Origin of the sequence: Moheibacter lacus (assembly GCF_014042165.1) — a bacterium.
GTDB lineage: Bacteria > Bacteroidota > Bacteroidia > Flavobacteriales > Weeksellaceae > Moheibacter > Moheibacter lacus.
In genome coordinates this window covers 126,162-152,316 of the sequence record NZ_JACDZE010000001.1, presented here as the reverse complement: position 1 = coordinate 152,316, position 26,155 = coordinate 126,162, and the positions used below count along the sequence as shown (strand labels likewise).

Annotated in this window: 23 protein-coding genes; 14 read left to right on the top strand and 9 right to left on the bottom strand. The window is 36.4% G+C overall.

Annotated features, from left to right (window positions below):
* The first annotated feature begins 59 nt into the window (after positions 1–59).
* Positions 60–1,319 carry a pyridoxal phosphate-dependent aminotransferase gene (locus HU137_RS00690; RefSeq protein ID WP_182041888.1) on the top strand — a complete coding sequence of 420 codons (1,260 nt, stop codon included), beginning with the start codon at positions 60–62 and terminating at the stop codon, positions 1,317–1,319.
* A gap of 101 nt (positions 1,320–1,420) precedes the next feature.
* Entirely contained in the window at positions 1,421–2,383 is a 963-nt protein-coding gene (gene metF, locus HU137_RS00685; protein WP_182041887.1) for a methylenetetrahydrofolate reductase [NAD(P)H], read from the top strand.
* A gap of 13 nt (positions 2,384–2,396) precedes the next feature.
* On the opposite strand, the gene HU137_RS00680 is transcribed toward metF, so the two are convergent.
* Positions 2,397–2,864, bottom strand: coding sequence for a hypothetical protein (locus HU137_RS00680; RefSeq protein ID WP_182041886.1), 468 nt, complete (start codon positions 2,862–2,864; stop codon positions 2,397–2,399).
* A 124-nt stretch (positions 2,865–2,988) separates the two neighbouring features.
* Between HU137_RS00680 and tig the strand changes: the two genes are divergently transcribed.
* The 8 genes from tig (at position 2,989) to HU137_RS00640 (ending at position 11,558) form a co-directional block, all read left to right on the top strand.
* Positions 2,989–4,380, top strand: a complete 1,392-nt coding sequence (gene tig, locus HU137_RS00675) for a trigger factor (RefSeq protein WP_182041885.1) — start codon at positions 2,989–2,991, stop codon at positions 4,378–4,380.
* A gap of 77 nt (positions 4,381–4,457) precedes the next feature.
* Positions 4,458–5,120 (top strand): ATP-dependent Clp protease proteolytic subunit, encoded by a 663-nt coding sequence (locus HU137_RS00670; RefSeq protein ID WP_182041884.1) that lies wholly within the window; start codon positions 4,458–4,460, stop codon positions 5,118–5,120.
* Positions 5,121–5,131: 11 nt separating this feature from the next.
* Positions 5,132–5,725, top strand: coding sequence for a hypothetical protein (locus tag HU137_RS00665; protein WP_182041883.1), 594 nt, complete (start codon positions 5,132–5,134; stop codon positions 5,723–5,725).
* Positions 5,722–6,552: a hypothetical protein gene (locus HU137_RS00660; protein ID WP_182041882.1), complete on the top strand. Its 831-nt coding sequence runs from the start codon at positions 5,722–5,724 to the stop codon at positions 6,550–6,552. Before HU137_RS00665 ends, HU137_RS00660 begins: the two co-directional genes overlap by 4 nt.
* 55 nt (positions 6,553–6,607) lie before the next feature.
* Positions 6,608–7,831 (top strand): ATP-dependent Clp protease ATP-binding subunit ClpX, encoded by a 1,224-nt coding sequence (gene clpX, locus HU137_RS00655; RefSeq protein WP_182041881.1) that lies wholly within the window; start codon positions 6,608–6,610, stop codon positions 7,829–7,831.
* A gap of 94 nt (positions 7,832–7,925) precedes the next feature.
* A complete protein-coding gene (locus HU137_RS00650) occupies positions 7,926–9,938 on the top strand; it encodes a T9SS type A sorting domain-containing protein (RefSeq protein ID WP_182041880.1) in 2,013 nt (670 codons plus the stop codon).
* Positions 9,939–9,970: 32 nt separating this feature from the next.
* Complete coding sequence (locus tag HU137_RS00645; RefSeq protein ID WP_182041879.1) at positions 9,971–10,183, top strand: hypothetical protein; 213 nt, start codon at positions 9,971–9,973, stop codon at positions 10,181–10,183.
* Positions 10,184–10,256: 73 nt separating this feature from the next.
* Positions 10,257–11,558 (top strand): TlpA family protein disulfide reductase, encoded by a 1,302-nt coding sequence (locus HU137_RS00640; RefSeq protein ID WP_182041878.1) that lies wholly within the window; start codon positions 10,257–10,259, stop codon positions 11,556–11,558.
* 18 nt (positions 11,559–11,576) lie between these two features.
* Here HU137_RS00640 and HU137_RS00635 read toward each other — a convergent pair whose 3' ends face one another.
* From HU137_RS00635 to HU137_RS00615, 5 genes are read right to left on the bottom strand one after another with little or no spacing between them, the layout of a single operon-like run.
* Positions 11,577–12,905 carry a DUF58 domain-containing protein gene (locus HU137_RS00635; RefSeq protein ID WP_182041877.1) on the bottom strand — a complete coding sequence of 443 codons (1,329 nt, stop codon included), beginning with the start codon at positions 12,903–12,905 and terminating at the stop codon, positions 11,577–11,579.
* A complete protein-coding gene (locus HU137_RS00630) occupies positions 12,905–13,963 on the bottom strand; it encodes an AAA family ATPase (protein WP_182041876.1) in 1,059 nt (352 codons plus the stop codon). Before HU137_RS00630 ends, HU137_RS00635 begins: the two co-directional genes overlap by 1 nt.
* Positions 13,938–15,161: a DUF4350 domain-containing protein gene (locus HU137_RS00625; RefSeq protein WP_182041875.1), complete on the bottom strand. Its 1,224-nt coding sequence runs from the start codon at positions 15,159–15,161 to the stop codon at positions 13,938–13,940. Before HU137_RS00625 ends, HU137_RS00630 begins: the two co-directional genes overlap by 26 nt.
* Positions 15,158–15,913 (bottom strand): hypothetical protein, encoded by a 756-nt coding sequence (locus HU137_RS00620; protein ID WP_182041874.1) that lies wholly within the window; start codon positions 15,911–15,913, stop codon positions 15,158–15,160. The genes HU137_RS00625 and HU137_RS00620 overlap by 4 nt, the downstream gene beginning before the upstream one ends.
* Positions 15,900–16,982, bottom strand: a complete 1,083-nt coding sequence (locus HU137_RS00615) for a stage II sporulation protein M (protein ID WP_246361458.1) — start codon at positions 16,980–16,982, stop codon at positions 15,900–15,902. Before HU137_RS00615 ends, HU137_RS00620 begins: the two co-directional genes overlap by 14 nt.
* 26 nt (positions 16,983–17,008) lie before the next feature.
* Between HU137_RS00615 and HU137_RS00610 the strand changes: the two genes are divergently transcribed.
* Genes HU137_RS00610 through HU137_RS00595 form a run of 4 tightly spaced genes read left to right on the top strand, consistent with a single transcriptional unit; the run spans position 17,009 to position 20,717 of the window.
* Positions 17,009–17,845, top strand: coding sequence for an RDD family protein (locus HU137_RS00610; RefSeq protein ID WP_182041873.1), 837 nt, complete (start codon positions 17,009–17,011; stop codon positions 17,843–17,845).
* A gap of 44 nt (positions 17,846–17,889) precedes the next feature.
* Complete coding sequence (locus HU137_RS00605; protein WP_220457165.1) at positions 17,890–18,519, top strand: NUDIX hydrolase; 630 nt, start codon at positions 17,890–17,892, stop codon at positions 18,517–18,519.
* Positions 18,520–18,552: 33 nt separating this feature from the next.
* Positions 18,553–19,368: a lysophospholipid acyltransferase family protein gene (locus tag HU137_RS00600; RefSeq protein ID WP_182041872.1), complete on the top strand. Its 816-nt coding sequence runs from the start codon at positions 18,553–18,555 to the stop codon at positions 19,366–19,368.
* Positions 19,368–20,717 (top strand): UDP-N-acetylmuramate--L-alanine ligase, encoded by a 1,350-nt coding sequence (locus tag HU137_RS00595; protein WP_182041871.1) that lies wholly within the window; start codon positions 19,368–19,370, stop codon positions 20,715–20,717. Before HU137_RS00600 ends, HU137_RS00595 begins: the two co-directional genes overlap by 1 nt.
* Before the next feature lie 3 nt (positions 20,718–20,720).
* Here HU137_RS00595 and HU137_RS00590 read toward each other — a convergent pair whose 3' ends face one another.
* The 3 genes from HU137_RS00590 to HU137_RS00580 all read right to left on the bottom strand — a co-directional run bounded on the left by HU137_RS00590 (position 20,721) and on the right by HU137_RS00580 (position 26,061).
* Positions 20,721–21,080, bottom strand: coding sequence for a hypothetical protein (locus HU137_RS00590; RefSeq protein WP_182041870.1), 360 nt, complete (start codon positions 21,078–21,080; stop codon positions 20,721–20,723).
* Positions 21,081–21,374: 294 nt separating this feature from the next.
* Entirely contained in the window at positions 21,375–25,061 is a 3,687-nt protein-coding gene (locus tag HU137_RS00585) for a T9SS sorting signal type C domain-containing protein (RefSeq protein ID WP_182041869.1), read from the bottom strand.
* A 397-nt stretch (positions 25,062–25,458) separates the two neighbouring features.
* The gene (locus HU137_RS00580; protein WP_182041868.1) at positions 25,459–26,061 is read right to left on the bottom strand and encodes a DUF4126 domain-containing protein; all 603 of its coding nucleotides are present in this window, start codon (positions 26,059–26,061) and stop codon (positions 25,459–25,461) included.
* Positions 26,062–26,155 lie beyond the last annotated feature (94 nt).

Here is a 26,155-nt window from a genome sequence, read left to right as displayed (position 1 = left end):
TGAGTTGAATTTTGAATAGTTTAAAGCATTCAGCATTCAGCATCCAACATCCATCAAAAATGAAAACATCACAACTTTCTGAAAATTTAAAAGGATCGGCCATCATCAAATTGGCCGGAGAAGTAAAAGCTTTACAAGCGCAAGGTGAAAAAATTTACAATTTGACCATCGGAGATTTTGATTCCAAAATTTTTCCCATTCCTGACAGATTAAAATCCTTGATCATCGAGGCATATGAAAAAGATTTGACCAATTATCCGCTTGGAAACGGAGAAATCCAACTCCGAAAATCGGTTTCTGACTATTTGAAAAAGAATTTGGGATTGACATATTCGGAAAACGAAATTTTGATTTCCGGTGGCGCGCGACCGTTGATATATGCGGTGTATCAAACGATTTTGGATTTGGAAGATACGGTTTTGTATCCGACGCCATCTTGGAACAATGATGCTTATACGTATTTGGCAAGAAACAAAGAAATCGTCATCGAAACAAGTCCGGAAAATAAATTCATGCCGACGGCTGCAGAAATCGAACCTTATATGCAAGAAGTAGATTTGATTGCGGTTTGTTCGCCATTGAATCCGACCGGGACGACTTTTGAAAAAGAGGAATTGGCAAAAATTTCTGATTTGATAGTAGCAGAAAATAAACGAAGAAAGGAATTGGATTTAAAACCTTTGTATTTGTTGTATGATCAGATTTATTGGCAGCTAACCTATGGAGAAACAGAGCATTATAATCCTGTTTCGCTCAATCCTGAAATGCGGGATTACACGATTTTCATCGATGGAATATCCAAAGCCTTTGCTGCAACCGGAGTCCGCGTAGGATGGGCATTTGGACCGGAGAAAATCATCCATAAAATGAAAGATATTTTGGGGCACATCGGTGCATGGGCGCCTAAACCTGAGCAATTGGCAACTGCAGAATTTTTGACCAAAGAAAATGAAGTAGCATCTTATTTAACCCAAATTAAATCGGAATTGTCTTTTCGTTTGGATGAATTTTACAAAGGTTTTGCGGAGATGAAATCGGAAGGATTTCCGGTAGATGTAATCGAGCCGGAAGCGGCTTTGTATCTCACGGTGAAATTTGATTTGATCGGAAAAATGACAGAAAGCGGAAATAAAATCGAAACGGTTCAGGAAATCACCAGTTATTTGTTGAAAGAAGCAAAAGTCGCATTGGTTCCGTTTAGTGCATTTGGTGCTTCAATTGACTCGACTTGGTTCCGACTTTCCGTTGGGACAACTTCGAAATCGGATATTTCGGAGATTTTATCGAATTTGAAAAAAGCATTGGAAAATTTGTATTAAAATGAAATTCGAAATTCGAAGTTCGAAATTCGCAAAAGGAAAATTTAAATAAAAGTAAGAAAATCGAAACTCGAACTTCGAATTTCGGATAACGAAAAAATATGAAAGTAACCCAACACATCGAAAACGCAATTCAACAAAAGAAACCGACATTTTCTGTCGAAATTTTACCCCCGACCAAAGGAAATAATATTCAGCATATTTTTGACACGTTGGATCCATTGGTAGAATTTAATCCGGCGTTTATTGATGTTACGTATCACCGTGAAGAATTTGTCTATAAAAAACATCCAAATGGTCTTCTGGAGCGAAAAAGCGTACGAAAACGTCCCGGAACGGTGGCGATTTGTGCAGCGATTCAAAACCATTACAAAGTCGATGCGATTCCGCATATCATCTGCGGCGGTTTTGATAAAGAAGATACGGAAAATGCCTTAATCGAATTGAATTTTTTGGGTATCGATAATTTATTGGTACTGCGCGGTGATCCGGTGAAATCGGAATCGACTTTTATGGCAGAGCCCAATGGTCATCGCTATGCTTCGGAATTGCTTGAGCAAATTGCCAATTTGAATAAGGGTAAATATTTGGATGACGAGTTAGAAAACAGTTCCAAAACCGATTTTTGCATTGGAGTAGCAGGATATCCCGAAAAACATTTTGAAGCGCCCAATTTGAATATCGATTTGAATTATTTGAAAAAGAAAGTCGATTTGGGAGCGGAATACATCGTGACCCAAATGTTTTTTGACAACAAACGATTTTTTGATTTTGTAGACAAATGCCGAAAAATAGGCATCGAAGTTCCCATCATTCCCGGGCTGAAACCCATCACCACCCAATCCCAAATTACGGCTCTCCCCAAAACTTTTCATGTGGATTTACCAGATGAGTTGGCAGATGAATTGGTAAAAGCCAAGGACAACAAAGAAGTAAAAGAAATCGGGACAGAATGGACGATCAACCAAAGTAAAGAGTTAATAGAAAATGGAATTCCACTGATTCATTATTATACGATGAGCAAATCGGATGTGGTGGTGAGGGTTTTGAGAGGAGTAATGTAAACTAGTGCCAATTTTAATCGCTTAAATTTTTGTAATACTGATAAAGAAGCGGGAATTCATTTTCAAACTTTGTATTATCCATCTCACCATCATAATCATTGTCCCCATATTCAAGTCCGACAGTAATATAGCCTAATGCAAAACGCTGCTGATCTATATTTAACTTTTTTACCATTTTCAAATATTTTTCTTCACCTATTTTGTAAATTATTTGAGTAATAATATATCCCATTTCATAGCTACTCTCTCCATCTACAGGAACTTCATATAACCAAATAATGCCATTTTCATCTTGATTTAGAGCCTTTTTTATATTTTTTCTAAATTCTAAATTTGAAATATAATTTTGGTGATTTGTAAAAATATTTCCGAATTTCACTCCACTTTCTTCATTTTTGGTACAAAATAAAAAAGCATAAAAAAGCGAGATGGAGATAATTAAAATTGCTACTATTTTAAGAATTAATTTTCCTGTTTTCATTTTGATTAAAATTCTTGCATCATTTCCTAAATATAACCGTTTCTAATTCAATTTGTAAAACTGAAATCTAAAATCGTAAATTCCATTAAAATAATTACCTTTGCAGACCAAAATTTTTAGACAGATGAACATTACCCAAAACAGTATCGACGATTTAAATGCTGTACTTACCGTTACGATTGAAAAAGACGATTATAAAGAAAAGGTAGAAAAAGCCTTGAACAATTATAGAAAAAACGCGACCATAAAAGGTTTCCGTAAAGGACAGGTTCCGATGAGTTTCGTGAAAAAGCAATTTGAAAAAAGCATCATATTTGACGAAGTGAACCAATTGTTACAAACCGCGATCAACGATCATATCCAAAAAGAAAAAATTTCCATCCTGGGAAATCCGCTTCCAAAAGCACAAGACGATATGGATTGGGATGCCGATACGTTGAATTTTGAATTCGAATTGGGATTGGCGCCTGACTTTAAAGTGGATTTGAGTAAAATCAAAGCTGATACTTATTCGATCGAAGTAACAGATGAAGAAGTTCAGAAATACATAGACAATTTCGCGAAGCGTTTCGGGACGATGAAAACTTTGGAAAAAGTAGAAGAAGGTGCAAACGTGAAGGTTTTGATGAAAGAATTGGATGCGGAAAAAAATGAAGTAGAAGGAAGTGAAAAAGAGTCTTATCTTTTTGTAGACGAATTGGCGAAGCCGAAAAAATTCATCGGTAAAAAAGTTGGAGATGTAATCGTGGTTAAATCCAAAGAAATTTCTGAAGATGCTGTGAATTTGGAGCAAATCCTGAATTGGGATGCAGAAAAAGCAGCTGATTTTGATGGGCAATTGCAATTTGAAATTTTGGAAATTACGGCGATGGAACCATCAGCAGTTGACCAATCTTTATTTGACAAAGTTTATGGTGAAGGCGCAGTGAGTTCAGAAGAAGAATTTCGTCAGAAAATCAAAGATGAAGCGGAAAAAATGTACAGCCGTGAGACCGACAAACAAATGATGAATGAAGTGGTAGAAGAATTGATCAAAGAAACAAAATTTGATTTACCTACTGACTTTTTGTCGCGTTGGTTGCATTTCTCTAACGAAAAAATCGAATCGGTAGAAGATGCTGCAGAACAATTGAAAAAAGAAGAAAACGGTTTGCGTTACCAATTGATCGAATCTAAAGTGGCTGAGGCTTATGATTTGAAAGTAGAATTTGCTGATGTGGAAGCTGCGATGCGCAACATCATCAAAGAACAATTGGCGATGTATGGACAATCCAATATGCCGGAAGAGGATTTGGAAAGAATCGTTCAGGGTTCGTTACAAAACCAACAAGAATTTCAAAGAATGGCAGATCAAGTATTTGCAGATAAAATGATGCAGACTTTTAAAGAAAATGCCAAATTAAAAGAGAAAAAAGTTACATTTGATGCGTTTGTGAAATTGATGGAAGAAAAACAAAAAAACCATCAACATGATCACGACCACGATCATGACCACGCGCATGATCACGCTCATTAATCGAGTGGACAATTCGTCAGTAAAATAAGATTTGTATTATTTTTGAATTGTTTACTATAATTGTAACAAATAAAATTATGGATTACGGAAAAGAATTTAAAAAATACGCAACAGGTCATCAAAACATCAGCAGTCTTCATGTGGACAGTTATGTGGAAAGCATGACGCCTTACATCGTTGAAGAACGAAAATTGAATGTTGCACAAATGGACGTTTTTTCGCGATTGATGATGGACAGAATCATCTTTTTGGGAACGCCGATCAACGATGAAATCGCCAACATCATCCAAGCGCAATTGTTGTTTTTGGAAAGCGTAGATGCTTCAAAAGACATTCAGATTTACATCAATTCTCCTGGAGGTGGTGTTCATGCTGGACTCGGAATTTACGATACGATGCAAATCGTAAAACCGGATGTTGCTACAATTTGTACCGGAATGGCAGCTTCCATGGGAGCGGTACTTTTATGTGCGGGCGCTAAAGGAAAACGTTCGGCGCTGAAACATTCCAGAGTGATGATTCATCAGCCATTGGGTGGAGCACAAGGACAAGCGACTGATATGGAAATTACGTTGAAGCAGATTTTGATGTTGAAAGAAGAATTGTATGAAATCATCGCGCATCATTCCGGTCAATCGGTTGATAGAATCCAGAAAGACGGAGAACGCGATTATTGGATGACTTCTTCAGAGGCGAAAGAATACGGGATGGTGGACGAAGTTTTGTTGCCGAGAACGTAAAAATAATTCAAATGAAACCCGAAAGGTTACTTTTTACATTGTTTGTCCTGTACTGGGCAGGCGTGTACGGAGTAACCTTTTTTGCTGGAGATCATTTTAAAACTCAAATTAAAGAATGGATCCCGACCGGATACCGGATGTTTGCGCCAGTGACCAATACCAATTATGATGTTGCTTACGAATTTTATGAGAAAGGTGAGTTGAAAGGTAAAATATTGATTTCTAAATATTTAGAAAAAGAAAATGAGAAATCTATTTTTCAGAGCAAATCTTATTTTGTCAAAGAAAGATTGTATTTGGGTTGGATGAAAACTTTGGATTTTCATTATCAAACTTCCTTGTATAATGAGTTTTACAAAGGAAAAGAAAATGATTTCGATAAAAAACTGCTTTCCCATAAAGAACTCATTCCCATCGTTCAAAATCTGAAAAACTTCCCGAAAGTCTATTTAAAGGAAAATCCAAATATAAAGGCAGACAGCGTTTCGATTTCTGTGATGCGGAAACCGATGGTCTTGCCTTTTGACAAAGATTATAAGGATGATTTTACTTATTTCATAGGAGAGAAAGTCTTCTTCCAAACGTCTGAATCTATACAACCATGAAGGAGTTTTGGGCAGCGGAACGAAGGATTTATCCATCTCTTTTTAGGGTTTTGATAGGAATGGTTTTGTTGGTGGATTTGGTTTCTATTTTTCCATCTTCAGATATTTTATATAATCCGGAATTCAATGCTTTTTTGCCTACAACTGGATTTGTTCCTTACTTATCGGAATATTCCATGCTGTTTTTTTCTATCAGTGGTTTAATTTTAATTGCATTCATATTGGGAATTGGAAAAAATATCAGTTCGTTTTTAGTATTTGTTTTTCATTTTTGGATGATCCAATTGACACTTCCATTGATGACTTGGGGTGAGACGATATTGAAATTCAGTTTGTTGTATTTTATTTTTGTAGATAGTTTTAAGTATTTTTCAATTCAGAAATCGAAAGGAGAATTCCAATTGATCTCAAAACTGGCAGTTTGGTCGATTATTTTGCATGTTTTTTTGATTTATTTGAACAATACTTATTTTAAAATCTTGGACAAAGATTGGCAGCAAGGAATTGCCGTTTTTTATAGTTTTTCACAATATGCAGGGTTTCAAGATAGTGTTTGGAATGGAATTCTTTCTCATGAATTTATGGCTAAATTCATCAATTATTTGATCATCTTTCAACAATTGAGCTTTGTACCGATGGTGATTTGGAAAAAGACAAGAGGATTCGCCATCCTACTATCCATCCTTATTCACATCATCATGTTGTTCCAATTTGGTTTATGGAAATTTGAACTCATCGTGATTTTGCTTTATGGTTTTTTATTGAATGATGAGGAAATCAAAAAAATATGTCCCAAAAGGATTTTAAAGTATTTAAGTCCCAATTAGATTTCTGATAAAAATATTTTTATTTGTACCTTTGTGCACTTAAATTGAGTTTAAATTGGAAGAAAATAAGTGTTCATTTTGTGGGAGAGGAAAGAGTGAAGTGAATTTGTTGGTTGCAGGGATTGACGGTCATATTTGTGATCAATGTATAGAGCAAGCTCATGGAATCGTCATGGAGGAAGTTTCATTTAAGAACAAGAGCAATCTGGTCAATCCATTACCACTAAAATCACCGAAAGAAATCAAAAAGTTTTTAGACGATTATATCATCGGACAGGATCATGCAAAAAAAATCATGTCTGTAGCGGTATTTAATCATTATAAAAGGATTTTGAATCCTTCTCGTGATGAAAATGAAGTTGAAATAGATAAGTCCAATGTGATTTTAGTCGGTGAAACCGGAAGCGGAAAAACCTTATTGGCCAAATCCATCGCCCGTATGTTAAACGTTCCATTTGCCATCGTTGATGCAACGGTTTTGACAGAAGCAGGATATGTAGGGGAAGATGTGGAAAGTATTTTGACAAGACTTTTACAGGACGCCAATTATGATGTGGATTTGGCGGAGCAAGGAATTGTTTTCATCGATGAAATCGATAAAATAGCAAGGAAAAATGACAATCCATCTATCACACGTGATGTTTCTGGAGAAGGTGTTCAGCAGGCGATGTTGAAAATTTTGGAAGGAACCGTTGTTAATGTTCCACCCAAAGGAGGAAGAAAACATCCGGATCAGAAATTTGTTGAGGTCAATACAAAAGATATTTTATTTATCGCCGGTGGTGCTTTTTCAGGAATCGAGCGACACATAGCCAACCGTCTCAATACACATGTGATTGGTTTTAAAAATGATGAAAACGCAAAGCATGCTCAAGATTTACTGAAAGAAGTAAATGCGATGGATTTGAAATCCTTTGGGTTGATTCCTGAATTGATCGGGCGATTACCGATTATTGCCAATTTAACTCCGCTGGATAACCAAGCGATGAAACAAATCTTAACTGAACCGAAAAACGCCCTGATCAAACAATATGAAAAATTGTTTGAATTGGATGGAGTAGAATTAACTGTGGAGGAAGATGCTTTGGATTATATTGTAGAAAAAGCAGACGAATTAGGATTAGGTGCAAGAGGTTTACGTTCAGTTACGGAGGAGATTTTTACTGATTTAATGTATGGAATTGATGAACTTCCTGAGAAATTTTCTTTGACAAGAGAAGCGATAGATAACCAAGTTAAATTAAACAATGAGAATAAGAAAGTGCGAAAAATCGTTTAAATAGATTTCGCAAATAGAAAAAAAACCTATATTTGTAGCAAATTTTCATGCAAATGAAAGTTGAATTATATTAAACCAACCCTAAATAATTCATATGAAAAGTATCAACTACTTCTTATTAGCCATGTGTATGGGATTAGCTCATGGGATATCCGATGCACAAGAAACTTATGTTACAGGAACCGCCAAAGTTAAAGTTCAACCCAATACTTTAGTTTATTTTGGTGATAATTTAAACGTTACCTCCACTACGAATGCTGTGTTTGAAAACGCAGGAAACGTGAAAATCGATGGTGATTATGTAAATCCAAGCGCAACAGGAGCAAACTTTGTCAGCACTTGGGATGTGCCGAGTAACAACACGAGTTACGGTCAAGTCATCATCAATGAAGCGAGTTCTTCTGATAGACTTACGATGGAAAAAGGAACGATTGATCCAGCAGTTTTTAACTGGGGTCAATTTGCGATGCCTTTCCATTTTGCCAATGTAGATGAAGCAATGGGATTCCTATTTGGAACTTCTTATTCATCTTCAAATAATCGTTATCAAAAATCCATGATGGCTTGGGACAATGTGCAAAAACCTGAATTTGATCACTTCAATGCCGGTGCTACTTTGGATGCCAATAGCCCAACGGCATATTATATTCTAAATTTAGAATACAATTCTGGGAATATCAAATCGATTATGGAAGCCAACGATAAATTGGCCTATCGTGGGGTAGCTTCAAACGAAGCTTTTTTAAATATTCCGATGAACACCAATATGTACCATTTTGGAGGTGTGCCTTGGAGCAATTGGAAAGGGAAAAAGAACACTTATAACGAAAAATACCAAACTTATATTGACGACAAAGTAAGAACCGTTGCAGATGACGCAGGATATGGTAGAAATTTTTTCCAGTTTGGAAATCCTTATACGTCCAATATTGATTTGGCCTACATAGGTTCACCAGCATCGCCTGGTTATGATGACGGCAATGATATTGACGGACTATTGGCGGTGGCCAGAGTTGCTGATTTGAGTTATGATGGAAGTGGGTCGACTTCTTCTGCCATGGTAGTCGCTACTTATAATGAAGCAACTAATGTTTGGGGTGGTGATGCATCAGCCTTATTGGTGAAACCATTTGAACCATTTATCGTTGTATTAAATACCGCTGCTACCAATACCGGAAATAGAACCATTAATTTCAGTGATAAATTGAAAACCTTTAGCATGACTCCTAATTCATTAGGTAGTGGCGTGACAACTTCAAAAAATACTGGATCAGATGGTGGTGAAATGAATGAAGATGGAAATGGATTTGGATTTTCATCTACAAGTACTGTTCGTCCTAAATTTTATCAACTTGGTTTGAATTTGTACAAAAGCAATGGTGCTCCAGCTGGAAATAAAGCTTATGTAATTGTAACCAATTCAGGTGTGACCAATGGTACTGATAATGCACTTGAGTCAGAGTATTCAGATTTTAATGCAAAAACTGGATTCTTTTTGGCACAAGAAAACTTAGATGGAACTCCTGTTCCTAGTTCTACAAGAAAAATGCATATCAATGCCGTAAATATGGCTTATGTGAACAAACCAATTCCGGTGTTTTTCAACAGAAAATCTGGAGATTTAAACGGTTATTATGTAAAAGCAGATTTATTTTACCAAGATATTTTCACAAAAGTTTCTGGAGATGAAACCAATTTTGTAGATGGAAATTCTTTCTTTTTCTATGACAGAACAGAAGATGTCTTAATGCCGATCACAACAGAATTTAATTATTATGTTGATGTTTCTGAAAAACAAGTTGAAGATAGATACACGGTATACTGGAATGGTGGACCGGCATTTAACAAAGGTGAAATGGAGTTAGATGAAACATTGGCAAGTGCAACAGTTATTTACAAAGATCAGCAAACTCATAAAATCCGATTTAGTGATCAGTGGAATTCTGCAGATATCAAAGTTTATGATATGAGTGGTAGAAATATCATGTCTTATAAAAATGTAAATACACAAGCAGATTTTGAGTTAAAATTACCAAATACCGGTGTTTATATCGTGAAAGCTGAATCCAATACCGGAGATGTTTATACCCAAAAAATCATAAAATAAGAGCAATCAACTCAAACCCAAAAAACAATTTGATGAAAAACTTTATTTTAACCTTCTTGACATTCCTTTTACCAGTCGTCAAAATATTTGCACAAGTTCCTCCACCACCAGATCAAGGTGAAGATGCGGGTGGTCCTGGTGCTCCTAGTACACCAATCGATCAGTATGTTTTCATTCTATTGATGATCGCCTTGATTTTTGTTGCCTATTTTGTATGGAACCAAAGGAAATTAGTTAGATCATAATTAACTATTTTAATATATTTCAAACCCTTTCTTATCAGAAAGGGTTTTTTTACATTTGAAAAAAATTAATATAATGAAGAAAGCAATCGCTGTTTTGGTAATTATTTTTGCCTGTACCTTAAATGCTCAATTTAAAGTGACCGGTGAAATCAAAAATTATCCTGAAAAAGATGTCTTGGTGAGAATTTTCGATGGTCCAACCGATGTTTTAATCAACAAAGTAAAGACCGATAAAAATGGGAAATTCTCAGTGAAAATTCCACAAAAATTTAGCGGTATAGTCCGCTTAACGGATGTTACCAGACATGCAGCACTAGATTTGTTAAGCGATAACGAGGATTTAAATTTTTCCGCTAAACTGGAGAACAATGCTTTTGTAGACCTTCAGATTATGGAAGGTGAAACAGCAAAAGGATTTCAAAAGTTCAGTACTTTAGAAGGTTTAATGGACATGAAATCCAACATTTTCCCCGTTATCAAATCTCTATATTCAGAAAATGATGAGTTTTATAAAGCCATAGAAAAGGAAGAAAATAGAATTGGGCAATTGAACAGTTCATTTGATTTACCTTTGCTGAAATACTATGCTTCTATCAGCAAATTGGCCAATTCAACCTTTGATACTAAAATTTCTGCCGAAACCCATAAACATAAAGTCCTGACTCGTTTGGTAAATGATAATAATTATTTAGAAGGAACGGGCTTCATGTTCAAATTGGTTTTGGATTATCTGAGAGCCTCTATTTTGGGAGCAACTTCTCAAGATCAAATCAATTCAACAATCGAGAAAGAAATCGATGAACTTTTGGTGAAAACAGATTTGGAAACACCAAGAGGTCAAAAAGTCCTTTCAACTGTTTTTCTAGCTTTGCCACAGGATCAATTTGCTACACTTTTAGAGAAATATTATGCAAAAGCCAATGCACTTACCTGTGAAATCACTGATGAATTGAAATCCAATTTAGCTGCGCATAATGGAACTACCATCGGAAATGTCGTTCCCAATATCGTTTTTGATCAAACCATCAAAGGTGCTAAATCCCTTTATGATATAAAAGCAGACAAAAAGATCATCATTTTCTGGGCTTCATGGTGTCCGGCTTGTAACGATGAAATGCCCTTTGTGAAAGAATACTATCGAAATTTTAAACTCGAAGGCGGTGAAATCCTAAGTATTTCTTTGGATATAGATGAAACAGAATATAAGGCGGCTTCAAATGATTTTGAATGGATCAGCTATTCCGATTTTCTTCAGTGGGATACACAATCGGTGAAAGATTATGGAATTTCTTCTACGCCTACTTTATTGTTGGTAGATAAAAACAATAAATTGATCAAAAAAGCCTCTCATATTTCAGAGTTGGTAGAATTATAATTTATAGAAATCAAAGGATTACAGCATACCTCGGGATTTGATCTCGAGGTATTTGTTTATCGTATTGACGCTCAAATCTTCCGGTCGGGTCAAAATGGTTTGGATGCCGTGTTTGTTTAATTCTAATACGATTTGTTGTTTTTCATAGATGAATTTTTCGACCAAAGTTTTTTCATAAATGTCATTCTCTTGAATTGGATTTTGAAGAAAATTTTCTAATTCCGTATTTCTGAAAAAAACCACAACCAACAAATGGTTTTTATGAATACCCAATAAATAGGGGAGTTGGCGATGTAAGGAATCCATGCTGTCGAAATTAGTATACAATAAAATCAAACCTCTTTGTGGAATTTTATATTTGATATAATTGTACAATTTTCCGAAATCGCTTTCCAAAAAATTGCTTTGAATTCCATAAAGCGCTTCAGAAATTTTATGCAATTGATTGGTTCTTCTTTCTGCCTTAACCAAATTCTCCAATTGATTGGAAAACGTAAAAATCCCTGCGCGATCGTGATTTTGCAAAACCACATTGCTAAAAACCAAACTGGAATTGATCGCATAATCCAATAAAGTCTGACCGTTAAATGGCATTTTCATCATACGACCTTTGTCGATTGCACAATAGACTTGTTGTGATTTTTCATCTACATATTGATTGACCATCAATTTTTGATGTTTGGCAGTGGATTTCCAATTTATCGTGCGGAAATCATCACCTTTTACATAATTTTTAATTTGCTCAAACTCCATGCTATGACCGATTCGGCGAATTTTCTTCTGTCCAATTTCGTTGATATGCGCTTTGAAATTCTTTAATCCAAATTGATTCAAATGCAAAAATGAAGGATAAACTTTGATCTGGTTTTCAGCTTTTAAAATGATTTTTCTTTGTAGAAATCCAAGTGGTGTGGTGACAAAAACATTCACATCACCAAATCGATAAACGCCTCTTTCTGAAGGAATCAGATCATAGGACAATTCGATTTCTTTTTTGGAAGAAATCAATCCTTTTATCTTGAAATCAAAAATTTGAAATTGTTCCGGAATTTCATCTAAGAGAGTATACTTAATTCGAAATGGAAAATGATTTTTCAATTGGATTTTAACCGGATTTTTATCAAAATTGGACAATTTGTCTTGAACCAATCGCCCTCCTGAAATTCCTTTTTTATTTGAGTACAACAAACTGAAATCAATCATTGTAATCAAAATGACCGCAAATAAAAGCAGCTGAGCTATGGAAATCATGATGGGAAAATAAAAACCAAAACAAAATCCGACGATCACCAAAATGAACGAATAGAAAAAAAAACGATGTAAAAATATTTGTTTGAAAGGATTCATCAACGTGGGATTTCTATGCTTTCGATGATTTGGTTGATAATTTGTGTAGATGAAATTCCTTCCATTTCTTTTTCGGGAGAAACCACAATTCTATGTTTTAAAGCCGGAATTGCAACAAATTTTATGTCTTCTGGAATGACAAAATCCCGACCTCTGATCGCTGCAACTGCTTTGGCAGCATTTAAAATAGAAATCGAAGCTCTAGGTGAAGCTCCTAAAAATAAAAAAGGATTGTTTCTGGTAGTATGGACGATAGAAGCGATGTAGCGGATGAGTTTAGGTTCGACCAAAACATTTTGTATGATATACTGAAATTCCGCTATTTCTTTAGCACTGAAAATAGCGCCAATCAATTCAGTAGGATCCTCGTTTTTACGAAGATGGTTGCCATCCAAAATGGCAATTTCTTCATCTAGCGAAGGATATCCCACTTCTATTTTAAATAAAAATCTGTCCAATTGTGCTTCCGGTAAACGGTAGGTACCTTCTTGCTCTACCGGATTTTGAGTTGCAAAAACCAAAAAAGGGTGTTCCATTTCATACTGAACACCATCCATGGTAATTTGCCTTTCTGCCATGACCTCAAAAAGTGCTGCTTGGGTTTTGGCAGGAGCTCGGTTGATTTCGTCGATTAAAATGATATTGGAAAAAACAGGTCCTTTTTTAAAATCAAATTCATTTTTTTTGATATCAAAAACGGAGGTCCCCAAAATATCTGAAGGCATTAAATCAGGGGTAAATTGAATTCGACTAAAGCCAACATCCATCGTGCGAGCGATTAATTTGGTAGTGATCGTTTTGGCGACGCCCGGAACACCTTCAATCAGCGCATGACCATTGGCAAAAATGCTGACCATAAGCAATTCGATGAATTCTTCTTGTCCGACGATGACTTTTCCCAACTGGTTTCGGATTTCAGCTACGCCTTTTTGGATTTTGCTTAAATCTATACGATTTTGAAAATCCAATCCAGAGCTATGTTGTGGTGTAGTTTCCGGTTGATTTCCCTGGGGTTGTGGTTGATAAGAATGATTATTTTCTTGTGGCAGCTCTTCCATAATTTTTTGATTTCTGTTTAAACGATTCAATTAAGGTATGTATCGCAAAAAAATCTTCTTTGTCTAGATAATTTTTGCTTTTTAAAATATCAATTTTCAAGACCAATTTTCTACAAGTTTCTTGATCTACTCCCGATTTCGAACTTAATATTTCTGAAAAATCTTTTTCCGTGTCTTTTGCTGTAATTTGATAATGGGTACGCAATTGTTCCAAAAAATAATTGATTTTATAACGAACCATGGCCGTGTGATCTGCATTATAACGGTACAATTCGGAAAGAGTTTTGGCAAATTCAAGTGTGTAATTGGTGTAGGGAAGTAGGATGGGAACTGCTTTTTGCCTGCGTTTTGAATTGAAAATCAGATACAATATTCCCATGACGACCAATAGTAAAAAAGCGTAGCGCAGCGCTTCATGTTTCATGATAAAACTCAAACCATTGAAAAATCCACCATCATTTCGTTCTCCGGTTTGCCGTCTTAACATTCGATGGTTATCCCAGATGATGTTCTCAGGATTTAGATAGGAAAAAACATCGGTAACATATTGGTGGTGATTTTTTTTCAGCATATGATAATTGGTAAAAGCTATCGGTTCGCTGTGCAATAAAAAATAGCCTTCACCATAATAAATCTTTAAAAAATTGGGTTTTTTCTCATCATTGTATTTCAAGTTCCCTAAAACCTCCGTTGTTTTTTCATCATAATTTGAAAAATAAGCAGTATCAAATCCCTTTTCATAAACATATTGATTTTCTTTTTCAGGAATTTTTACGGACAAAGAAGCAACAGGATGAGCAGCTTCATAAGCCAATGTTGAAATTTGGATACCCAAAATTTCTTCCAAAATGGGATGGACAGCAGAATTTGAAATGAAAGCAGAACCACCTTGGTTAACGTATTCAGCAATTTTCTCCCAAGTTGCATCATCAAAAATCAATTCATCATAAATTAAAAAATAATGATCCGTTCGGTATTTGTACTGTATATTTTGAAAATGATCATAAGTAGATTCAGAAATGTTTTCGACTTTGATACCGGGGAAAATTTCAGTCAATTCTTGACGGAGAATGTATGTTCCAAATGGAATCGTGTCTTTTGAATCAAAAGTTCGACTCCAATTAACAGGCTTTTCTCCACAACCCAATAAGAAAAAGGAGACGAAAAGGAAAGTATATTTTAAAAGGCTATTTTTCATCTGATTTTATTTAAAGTTCGTTGAAAAATAGATTCGGCGATGTTAAACTGGTCAGCGTCCAGTTGGAAATTACCATACCAAATGTAGTCATACACATACATGCCATTTGAAAAATCCTCTTTGATCAAATGCTGTCCTAATTCTAAAAAATAATCATAATCTGTCTTGTCTTTGTTCCAATGGATCAGTTTTTTATCGGCCAATGATTGTAAAACCCAAAGATGGTAATATCGGATAGCCTTTCTAAAGTCCTTATCCGATTTTGCTTTTTTGATCAAATTTAGAAAATCATTGTTGGCGATATTTTCTTCATCCTCCAATTCAGTTTCATCTGAAGTTTCAAATTTAATTTTCTTCTTCTCGCTTCCAAATGAGAATCCACCTGCATTTTTGATGATCAGATAAATTACGATCAGCACAATAGCGCCCAAAACGATATACATTAAAATTTGGAATAGACCGGTCGGGAAATTAAAAAGTGGAGGAGACGGTGGCTTAATCACCCTTTCATAGTTAAATTTTTTTCCTTTGTATTGGTCTTTAAAGTCTGGGTTTAAACTTCTTTTCTCGAAATAAACTTCTCCGATTTCTTCTTTAGATGGAGTAGGATTGGGCTCATCGTACGATTCCGTATATTCATCCACATAACTTTCTTGCGCTTCAGGAGGTGAAATGGTTTCTGTAATTTCTTGCGCAAAAGAAATGGAACAAACTAGCGTGATACAAAATATCAATGGATTAAGCTTTTTCATTTCCAATTTCTTTTAAGAGATACGAAATGTCATTTTGATTTCTTTTGTAAACAAAATGAGGAAAAACCAAATAATACCAAAAAATGAATCCTAAAGTTCCCAAAACAATGATTCCTGCAATCGGAATCGGCATTTCGTTTGCGTATTGGGTCAGATAGCCTTCGATTAATGCCGCCGAAATCGTAAAAGGAATGGTGCTGATGACAATTTTTAAAGCAGCTTTTCCTTTTTGAAAAAAGGCTTGTTTGCGGGTGAGGATACCCGGAAAAAGATAACTGGTTCCCATCAGTATTCCGGCACCGATTTCTATACACATTGCAAAAATTTCCATGGCACCGTGCATCCAAATTGTACGGAGGGAAAGAAAGAAATGTCCTTTTTCAAAAAACATATATTGGAAACTCCCCACCATGATGCCGTTTACCAACATGAAATAGAGCGAACCAATACCTCCAAAAATTCCATACAAAAAAGACATCAATCCAACGCGTAAATTATTGAGTGCAATTCTGAAAAAACTATTAAAATCCCCAAAAGTCGTTGCATTATTATAAACCGCAAGTGGATCTCCATTTTGAATGTTGTCTTCCGTCATGTCAACGTAAGTGTCTCCTAAAAAGGATCTTACAAATTCCGGCTCATAGATAGAAGAAAATACACCGATCAATATCATCAAAAAGAAAACAAAAAACGAAAAATAAAAATAATGACGGTACCTGTACATGATCATCGGGATTTCATAAGTCCAAAAACCGGTAAATCCCTTTCCGGATTTTTTCTTCCCATAAATTTTATGGTAAGCCGTTGCCGTAATGGCATTCAAATACTTGATGACATTACTTTTAGGATAATAAGTTTGGGCATAAGCCAAATCATTGTTTACCTGAATAAAAAGTTCTGCCAATCTTTCCGGTTTGTTTTCCGAAGTTTTGTACAATGATTTTTCAAATTCCAACCATTTTTCTTTATTTTGTTTGATAAATGCAGCTTCTCTCAAAGGGAATTTTTCAGGGTTTAATGGAATGTAAATATAAAAAGTTAGATGAATTAATGGTAGTTTTATAGCCATCTTTCTTTTCTGAAAACCGATAAAATATGGAATTCATACAAATAAAAACACCTCTAAATGTAAAGGTAGATGTTCAGCACGCAGGGGTGGGTTGGCGTTTGTTGGCTTTTTTATTGGATTTGTTTTTTATAGGACTTTATATCGTAGTCATTTCATATACATTTTTTGATGTTTTGGGAGCGAGTACTTCTTTTTTTGAAAATCCGGAACTGCACTATGATGTTCAGGTTTTTTTGGGGATGATGTATACCATTTTATTGTTTCCGGCTTTGTTTTATTCGCTCTGGACAGAATTCCTGTTCAATGGCCAAACATTTGGAAAAATGATTTGCCGGATCAAAGTCGTGAAATTGGATGGATATAAAGCAGGATTTTCTGAGTATTTCACTCGTTGGGCATTCCGGTTCATCGATTTCTGGACAGGAAGTTTCATGTTGTTGTTTTTTATTCCACTTTTTGGTGAAGAGACCGCTTATATTCTTTCCGGATTGATGATCATGATGTCGGGGATGGTAGCTTTTGTTTTTATACTTCGAACTAAAAACGCACAACGTCTTGGTGATTTAGTAGCTGGGACTACCGTTTTGAAAATCAAAGAAAAACATTCAATCAACATCACGATTTTAGAAGAAATTCAAGCTTCTTATGTTCCTAAATACAATCAGGTAATGCGATTGACCGATAATGATGCAAGGATCATCAAAGACACTTTTGTGGTTGCCAGAAAAAATAGGGATCTAGTTACTTTAAAGAGATTGCGAACCAAATTGGAAACCGTAATGGATGTGCAAACAGATCAACCTGATGTGGAATTTATTGATACGGTGATGAAAGATTTTAATTATTATACGCAGAAATTGTAATTCAAAGAATTAGCTTACCTACATTTGCGGAAAAATTTATTGCCTTGTTTTTAGACGATTTACAATTGAAATTGGAAAACTACGAATCTGAACTTCCGGGTTGGGAAGCGCAAGCCAGGCTTTCACCTCCTTATCGGGAGAAATATGATTTGGAAGAAATCAAAAAGACCAATCCGAGAATTGCAGCTGTCATGATTTTATTGTACGAAAATGAAGATGGCGAAATCGTTTTTCCGGTCACACTTCGACATACTTATGACGGCGTTCATTCAAACCAATTTTCGCTTCCGGGCGGCGCTTTTGAGCCGGAGGATATCAATCTTTCCTATACGGCAATCCGGGAAACGGTAGAAGAACTGGGTGTGGAAGAAGAAAATATCGAAATTTTGAAACAATTGTCCGAACTCTATATTCCACCGAGTAATTTTGTGGTGTATCCATTTATAGGCATTCACCATGGATCACCTGAATTTTTACCGGAAGAAGCAGAAGTAGCCGAAATCATTCCTATTGATTTAGAAGCATTTTTGCAAGCAGAACCGATGAATTTTGAGCGTGTATTTGGTGAATATACCGTTGATATACCGGGATATGAATTGGGAGACGAGTCTTATATTTGGGGAGCGACGGCAATGATTTTAAGTGAATTCGGTGCATTGCTGGAAAAACTTTAAATTTGTATTCATTTTAATAAGAGGGGAAAGATAATGGCGAAACAAAAGGCAGTTAAGAAAAATGTATACAGAGATGCTTTTGGTCATTTGTATTTTCTGAAAAGATCATTGATTTTTCTTTTTGGAGGATTTACTTATAACAGATACAATGGTTTCAATAAACTAAAAGTTTCCGGAACAGAGCATTTAGTGAATTTGCCCAATACAAATGTACTTTTTGTATCCAATCACCAAACTTACTTTGCAGATGTTTTTGCAATGTACCATGTTTTTTGTAGCGTGAAAAATGGATTTGTGGATACGATAAAAAATCCGGTTTATCTTTTAAATCCAAAAACCGATTTTTACTATATCGCTGCTGAGGAGACCATGAAAAATAACATCCTCACCAAACTATTTGCCTACACAGGTGCTATCATGGTGAAAAGAACTTGGAGAGATGCAGGAAAAGATATCAACCGAAAAGTAGATGTTTCTGAAATCACCAACATCGAAAAAGCTCTGGAAAACGGTTGGGTTGTGACTTTTCCACAAGGAACGACTAAAGCTTTTGCACCGGGAAGAAGAGGCACAGCTCTTTTGGTTAAAAAATCAAAACCGATCGTAGTTCCTGTTGTGATCGACGGATTTAGAAGGGCATTTGATAAGAAAGGTTTGAAAATGAAAAAGCGTGGCGTGAAAGCGACAATGCGATTTAAAGAGCCTTTGACTTTTGATTTTGAAAATGAAGATTACGATGCCATCATGAGAAAAATAATGGATGCCATCGAACAATCTCCCGAATTTTTAAAGGTGAAACCCATAGAAGAAATCATGGAAGACCGTGAACCTCAAGATTTTTTTAGTTAATGCGTAAAGTACATTTCATTGCGATAGGTGGTAGCGCCATGCACAATTTGGCCATAGCACTTCATGAAAAAGGATATCAAGTAACCGGATCTGACGATGCTATTTTTGAACCTTCAGCAACTCGTTTGAAACAAAGAGGATTGCTTCCTGAAGAAAATGGTTGGTTTCCTGAAAAAATTACGGAAGATCTAGAAGCCGTCATCCTCGGTATGCATGCCCATGCCGATAATCCGGAAATGATGCGCGCACAAGAATTGGGATTGAAGATTTATTCATATCCCGAATATTTATATGAACAATCCAAAGACAAAACCCGAGTCGTAATCGCTGGTTCGCATGGGAAAACGACCATTACCTCTATGATTTTGCATGTTTTACACTATCATGGAAAAGAGGTCGATTATATGGTCGGTGCCCAGTTGGAAGGTTTTGATGTCATGGTGAAATTGACCGAAGAAAACGATTTCATGGTGATGGAAGGTGACGAATATTTATCGTCTACACTTGACCGAAGACCGAAAATTCTTTTGTACCAACCCAATATCGCTTTGATCAGTGGAATTGCATGGGACCATGTGAATGTATTTCCAACTTTTGAGAATTATGTGCATCAATTTGAATTATTTGTAGATTCCATCACAGATGGAGGCGCTTTGATTTATAATTCTGAGGATGAAAATGTGGTGAAAGTCGTGGGGAGTTCGGAGAAAGCTTTGAAAAAATTTGCTTACCAAACACCTGAATTCAGAATTGAGGATGGAATTTCTTTTTTGGAAACCGAAGATGGACCGACTCCTCTAGAAGTTTTTGGGAAACATAATTTGAATAATTTGGAAGGAGCCAGATTGATTTGTAATCAATTGGGCGTGATGGATGAGGATTTTTATGAAGCCATTTCTTCTTTTAAAGGCGCTTCCAAACGTTTGGAATTAATCAATAGAACGGCTGATTTCGTTGCGTATAAAGATTTTGCGCATGCACCGAGTAAGGTGATTTCTACGACAAATGCTGTTAAGGAACAATTTGAAAATAAAAAACTCATCGCTTGTTTGGAATTGCATACTTACAGCAGTTTGAATCCGGAATTTTTATCGGAATACAAAGGGGCACTGGATAAGGCTGATGAAAAAATCATCTATTATAATCCTGAAGCTTTGGCGATCAAAAGGATGGAATACATTTCCCCGACAGACATTCAAGATGCCTTTGGAGATGAAAATATCCAAGTTTTTACTTCTTCAAATGAATTAAAAGCTTATTTGGATTTGATGGATAAATCCGGGAAAGTCTTTTTGATGATGAGTTCGGCTAACTTTGGCGGGATAGATTTGAAAGAATTATTTCAATAAATTTCAAATCATTTCTTTGGCTCTTTTTGATTGGTAGAAAACGCCTAATCCTAGTCCTGAAAGGAAAACCATAACGATCCATAATTTCCCAATCGGAACCGGTGGATCATCATCGTTCGGTGGATCTTGAGGACCGTCATCTGCATAATTTTCTGTTGGTACTTCTTGGACAGGTTCGCTTTTAAAATATTCAAACTCCTGAGATTGTTCATAAAATCGGTTGTTCAAATCGTGGTAGAGTTCGTAATTCTGATAGATTCCTTGAGGAACTTCTTCTGTTTCTTCATAAAACTGAGCATACCCATAAATCTCCGGACATAAACCGGAAAAAATAATCAATCCATAAGCCAAACAATTTTTCATAGGGGGTGGTGCTTCGTCGTAAAAATAGTGAAATAATTGTTTTTGCACATGGGCTCGCTAGTTTAATCATTAAGATTTAAGGTAGATGCGAATTAACTCAAGCTCTTATTTATTTATAATTCAATTTGTTAAAAATTTTTAAGGAATCATCAAGTTGATTGAAGGATGGAAGTTTAAATCATTAAATAAACTTTCTAAACTTTTTGTTCCAATTCATTTCTTAAACAACTTCATGATGTTACAAATAAAAAATCCGCCTTTTCAAGCGGATTTTTAAGATGATTATTTTTGAATTCAATTATTGACCAATTTTTTGGAAACGATCTCACCGTTTTCCGTTTGGACAGTAACGATGATGATTTGTTTGTCTAAGGAAATAGCTGGAATTTCTAAAATTTGCTGGTTTACATTTTCGTTTTTATAAATTGACCAACCGGAAAGATTGAAGATTTCAACTTCCGTAATTTTGGATAGAGAAGAACTGATGTGAACCATTCCATCTTTTTTGATGATCTTGACAGCATTTCCGTTTGCAGCTGACAAAACTGAATTAGACGAGAAATCTTTTTTAAATACAATTTCAAAACGATCGTTATGAACGCCGGCCGGCGCTTCAAACTCATAAGGACCATCATCGGATAAATTATGAATGATGTTCAGTGATTTATCTTTCAGATAGATATTTTGATAGCTGATGAAAATTCCTTTGGTTTCTTCCAATTGGATTTTGTAACGGTCGTGTTCAAATATTTTCACACCTAACGGAATTTCATCATGGTTTTGGAAAACTCCTTTTCTACCCTGGATAGCCAGTTTGACGTCGTCTTTACTCAGTGTATAAATGTTATCAGAAACGGATTCGCTAAGTATCTCAGAATCATAAACTTCAAATTCATTCTCTGCTTCCGTGAAATATCCGACAGCAGTTTGAAGATGGAGTTGGTTGGGATTGATGAGTTCGATCCAAAATTGATCGATTCTTCTGTATTCGTCATCGCTATCCATTGAAATTCCGTTTTTAAAATAGGGAGAATATTCGCTGTTTCTAAGGACGGTAGAAGAACGCATGGCATTGTTCACTTCAAGAAAAGTAGCTGAGGGAGCAGCTTGTACGATGAAACCTTGTCCGGGTTTGACGATGCCGTTTGGTTTTTTACCGGTGGTCCCAAATCGTGGAGCGGAAATACCGGTTCCGAATCCACTGGCATTGTAAATCGCAAAATTTTGATTTTCGTATTCCGATCCTTGTTGGTAGAAATCATCGTTGTCTTTATTGTCCCAAAAGTAAAAAGTGGATTGTAGAATTTTCCCTGAGTTACCGGCGGTTTCATTGAAAAGATGCAAATCGAGATTGGAAGGAAATGGATTTCCGATAAGGTTAAAGCCTTGTCCCAGATTGGAAAGCGCGATTTGGTTTTCGGTAGAATTGATAGATTCATTATGCGGTGTACCGATGAATGTCGCGGTGACATCGGTCGTGCCATTATCGTCTGCTGGGAAATTGGAAGTTGGACCTTTGATGGAATAGCCGATTCCGAATTGGAATTCGGGTGGATTGCTTGGGTTATTGGGAATGATGGTATAAAAATCGGTTTCCGTGTTATAGACCATGACGCGGTTGGTGGGAATGTCGGGATAGAATGTATACAAATCCTGATTGGAAACGGGTGAAGCCCAGAAATTGTATTGGTTCGAAGGAACGATAGCTTTTCTGATTTGGGTGATGTTGCCCGAATTGGAAATGCCAGGATTTTGCATGAGAACCGCGTTGTTTTCGAGAATCAATTCACCACCAGATTCAACGGAGATTCCATTTAGTGCATTGAGCACATAGGGCGATTCGGTGTCGGTAGAAGTAGGGATGGTCAGTTGGCCTGTTGGTTCTACATTTAATAAATTGGTGATGGTAAATCCTTTTGCGCCGGGTTGTTTATTTCGTCCGGAAATCCTAACATTATAATAGTCAGGAATGACGCGAATAGATGTATTGGAGTTTCCGGTGAATTCGATTTCACCACCTGTGATAGTATAACTTCCTCCGGGACGAGGTTGTGTTCCCCCGGTTCCGATGATCAGGCTTCCGCCATCCATTGTGAAGTCAGTAGAGTTACCGTCGGTAGAACCAAGATTATGAGTTGTGTAATTTACCGTAGGATTGCCTGTGATATAGATAGAACCGTTTGTGTTTACATTTGTAGCACTCTGTGGATTTTTGGTCCCGTTACCGGAAAAAATAAGGTGATAATATTCTTTTCCCGAACTGATGGCTTGTGTTACATCGGCATAATACTCCACTGTGCTTCCCGTTTCCATGGTAAAATTGGCATCATTCACGATCGCTGAACCTGAACCAAAAAGTCCGCCGGTGTTTCTGGTTCTTAAAGTTCCGCCATTGTTGACGAAAATTCCACCAGAAGCTGTATTGGTGATCCGGAGATTGGTGATGTCGAGGATGCCGTTGATTTGGATGTTGCCGCCAATTCTTTCGATTGCAACGGATGAATTGTCATTGCTTTCGATGGTGAAAAGAGCGTCGGCTAGGACTTCAGCACCATTTGGGAAATTGAGTCGATCATTTGTGAGATTGACAATGATTTTGGCTGTTCCACCCAATTCTGGAATAACTTCATCGTTTCCGATGTACACTTGTTCACAACTATTTTCCATTATCAAACTTCCTTCTCCACGTACGCCACCTACAAATGTTTTGGATCCTGAATTGGCCAAAGAAAATTCAGTTCCGTCGACAAATTCGATAACGGCATGGAAAACATTGTCCTCTACATTGGATCCAAACGAAAATCCGGGTGTAGTCAAGATGCGAAGAATAGCCAAATCTCCTGTTTGATATGGAGAAAAGAAATCGTCGTCGTCGGCTGAGCTTGTTCCAAAAGTGGTGTTACCGTTGTCCCATTCGCAAATCGCATCATTTTCGAAATAAAAAAGACCATTGAAATAACCGACATATGCATCGACAAAAGATGTTCCGCTACCCATATTAGGACCGGCGATGATTTTACCACCTGTTTTGATCAAGCCCCAAGCATTTCCTGTTGTAGAATTGAAATTCCCATTTGAATTCACGATAAATTCACCGCCATTTTCTATGGTCAATTCTATTTCATCCAATTCGCCGCTTACATCAAAAGAAGAATTGGTCGTGACTTCAATTGTCCCAAATACTTGGGTATTGGTGATTTCAACACCAGATGAATTGATGCGAATGTTGTGACCAACTTGTATTTCAACACCACTGGCGTTGTCGTCCGGATATAACGTGGCATCTATCCAATCTACACCATCAGTCGAAGACTCCCACGAAGCAGCTACATTCCAGTTAGCGGGTCCTGCAGTTTTGCTACGGAAAAAGTCGGTAGGACTGGAGGTTGGGTCTGATGAATCGCTACAGTTGGGCGCATCACCAAATCCCGTCATCGTTGATCCGTTTGCAATTTGATCAAATCGTATACTCGGATCTGTCCAAAAATTAAGAGTTCCAGTGCAAATTCCTTGTTTAATCTGAAGATTATGATTTTCCGTTGAAACACCATTTCCATTCCAATTGCTACCAGGGTCAGAGCCACAGGTTCCAAATACATCTTGGAGAGCTCCGCCTAAATAAATTCTCAATGCGTCATTTCCATTAAACAGAAAACTGTATTCTGTTGTACCACTAAGGTCACTTCCGTTTGAAGTTGCATAATCAGTTAATTCGGTAGTGCCGATTACCCAGACTTCGTTTGCATTTAAAATTCCGGAATTAATTGTTGTCAAATCGGAACATGAGACGCCATTTGTACCCTGTTGAATTTCAAGATTTGTAACTGAAAAATCAATTGGGTTTTCTGTTGGATTGTAAATTTCGATTCCTTTTGGCGTTGTTCCAAAATTAGTTTCTATGTATTGGCTAATGAAAATACTTTGAGCTGAGGCGTAGGCTGTAACCAATGATAGGAAAATTATAATAAAGACATTTCTCATATCGGTCAGGTGTTAGAGAATTAGATGTCATAAATTTAATTTCACTCCTTAACTATTAGTTTAATAGCGGGTTATGAAATTATTAAATTGAAAACATTTGAAAGGATGGGGATCCAATAATTGGAAAAAAGATCAAGGAAATTTACAAAAATTTAATGAATTAATTCAATTAATTTTTATCATGACCTCTCAAAAAAAATAATGGGGGAAGCAATTTAGTTGAAATCATTTTTTGGGTAGAGAGAGGATAGAAATGATTGTTTTTAAAGTCTAAATTACACCCACAAAAATAAAAGAATTAAGCAGATTTCAAACTATAACTGGTTTAATAAAATGTTAAACGACTGAAGTGGTTGGTATTAAGTTTTTAAAAATTAGATACACAATGCGAGATGAATTAACGATTTTGGCTCGGATCATTTAGGAGAATTTTTTTGCTTTTCTTCCAAAGTCGATACACCAAATAAAGTGTAATTACCACCAGAACAAAAGCCAGCGGCGCCCAAATAAACGAAGTAATACTCAAAACGGAAGAGGCGGCAGTTTCTCCAGTTGTGACCAAGAAATTTCCCGTTCCGGCTGTTGTCCCGGTCGAGACCGCTCTGGTGGTGGCAGTCGTTCCGCTAACTGCAGCAGCTGTTCCACCTCCTGCGATAATTGCAAGCGCCCAAGTAGCTACCTCACCCATATCTAAAAGGGTGGATGCCATCAAAACCGTTCCGGCAATCGCCGCAAGCGGTATGGCAATGGAATCCAATAAATTATCGACCACCGGAATATAATAAGCCGCAATTTCAATCAGAGTGGCTACGCCCAGCGTAATCATCGCCGGCCAACTTCCTACCCATTGCCAACTTTCGTTCAGATTCAAAACATCAGCCCCGAAATGAGCACCCAGACTCAAAGCAAAAAGTGGAAGGAAAACCCTGAATCCGGCTGATGCCGCCAATCCAATTCCCAAAAAAAATGACATGATGGTGGAAGTATCGAAAAAGTCCATTGCGGATAAGTTGTTTAATTTAAATCTAAAGATACATTTTTTTGTACAGTTTAGTTGATTATTTTTGGATGCATGATGGGTGATGTGCTTCGAC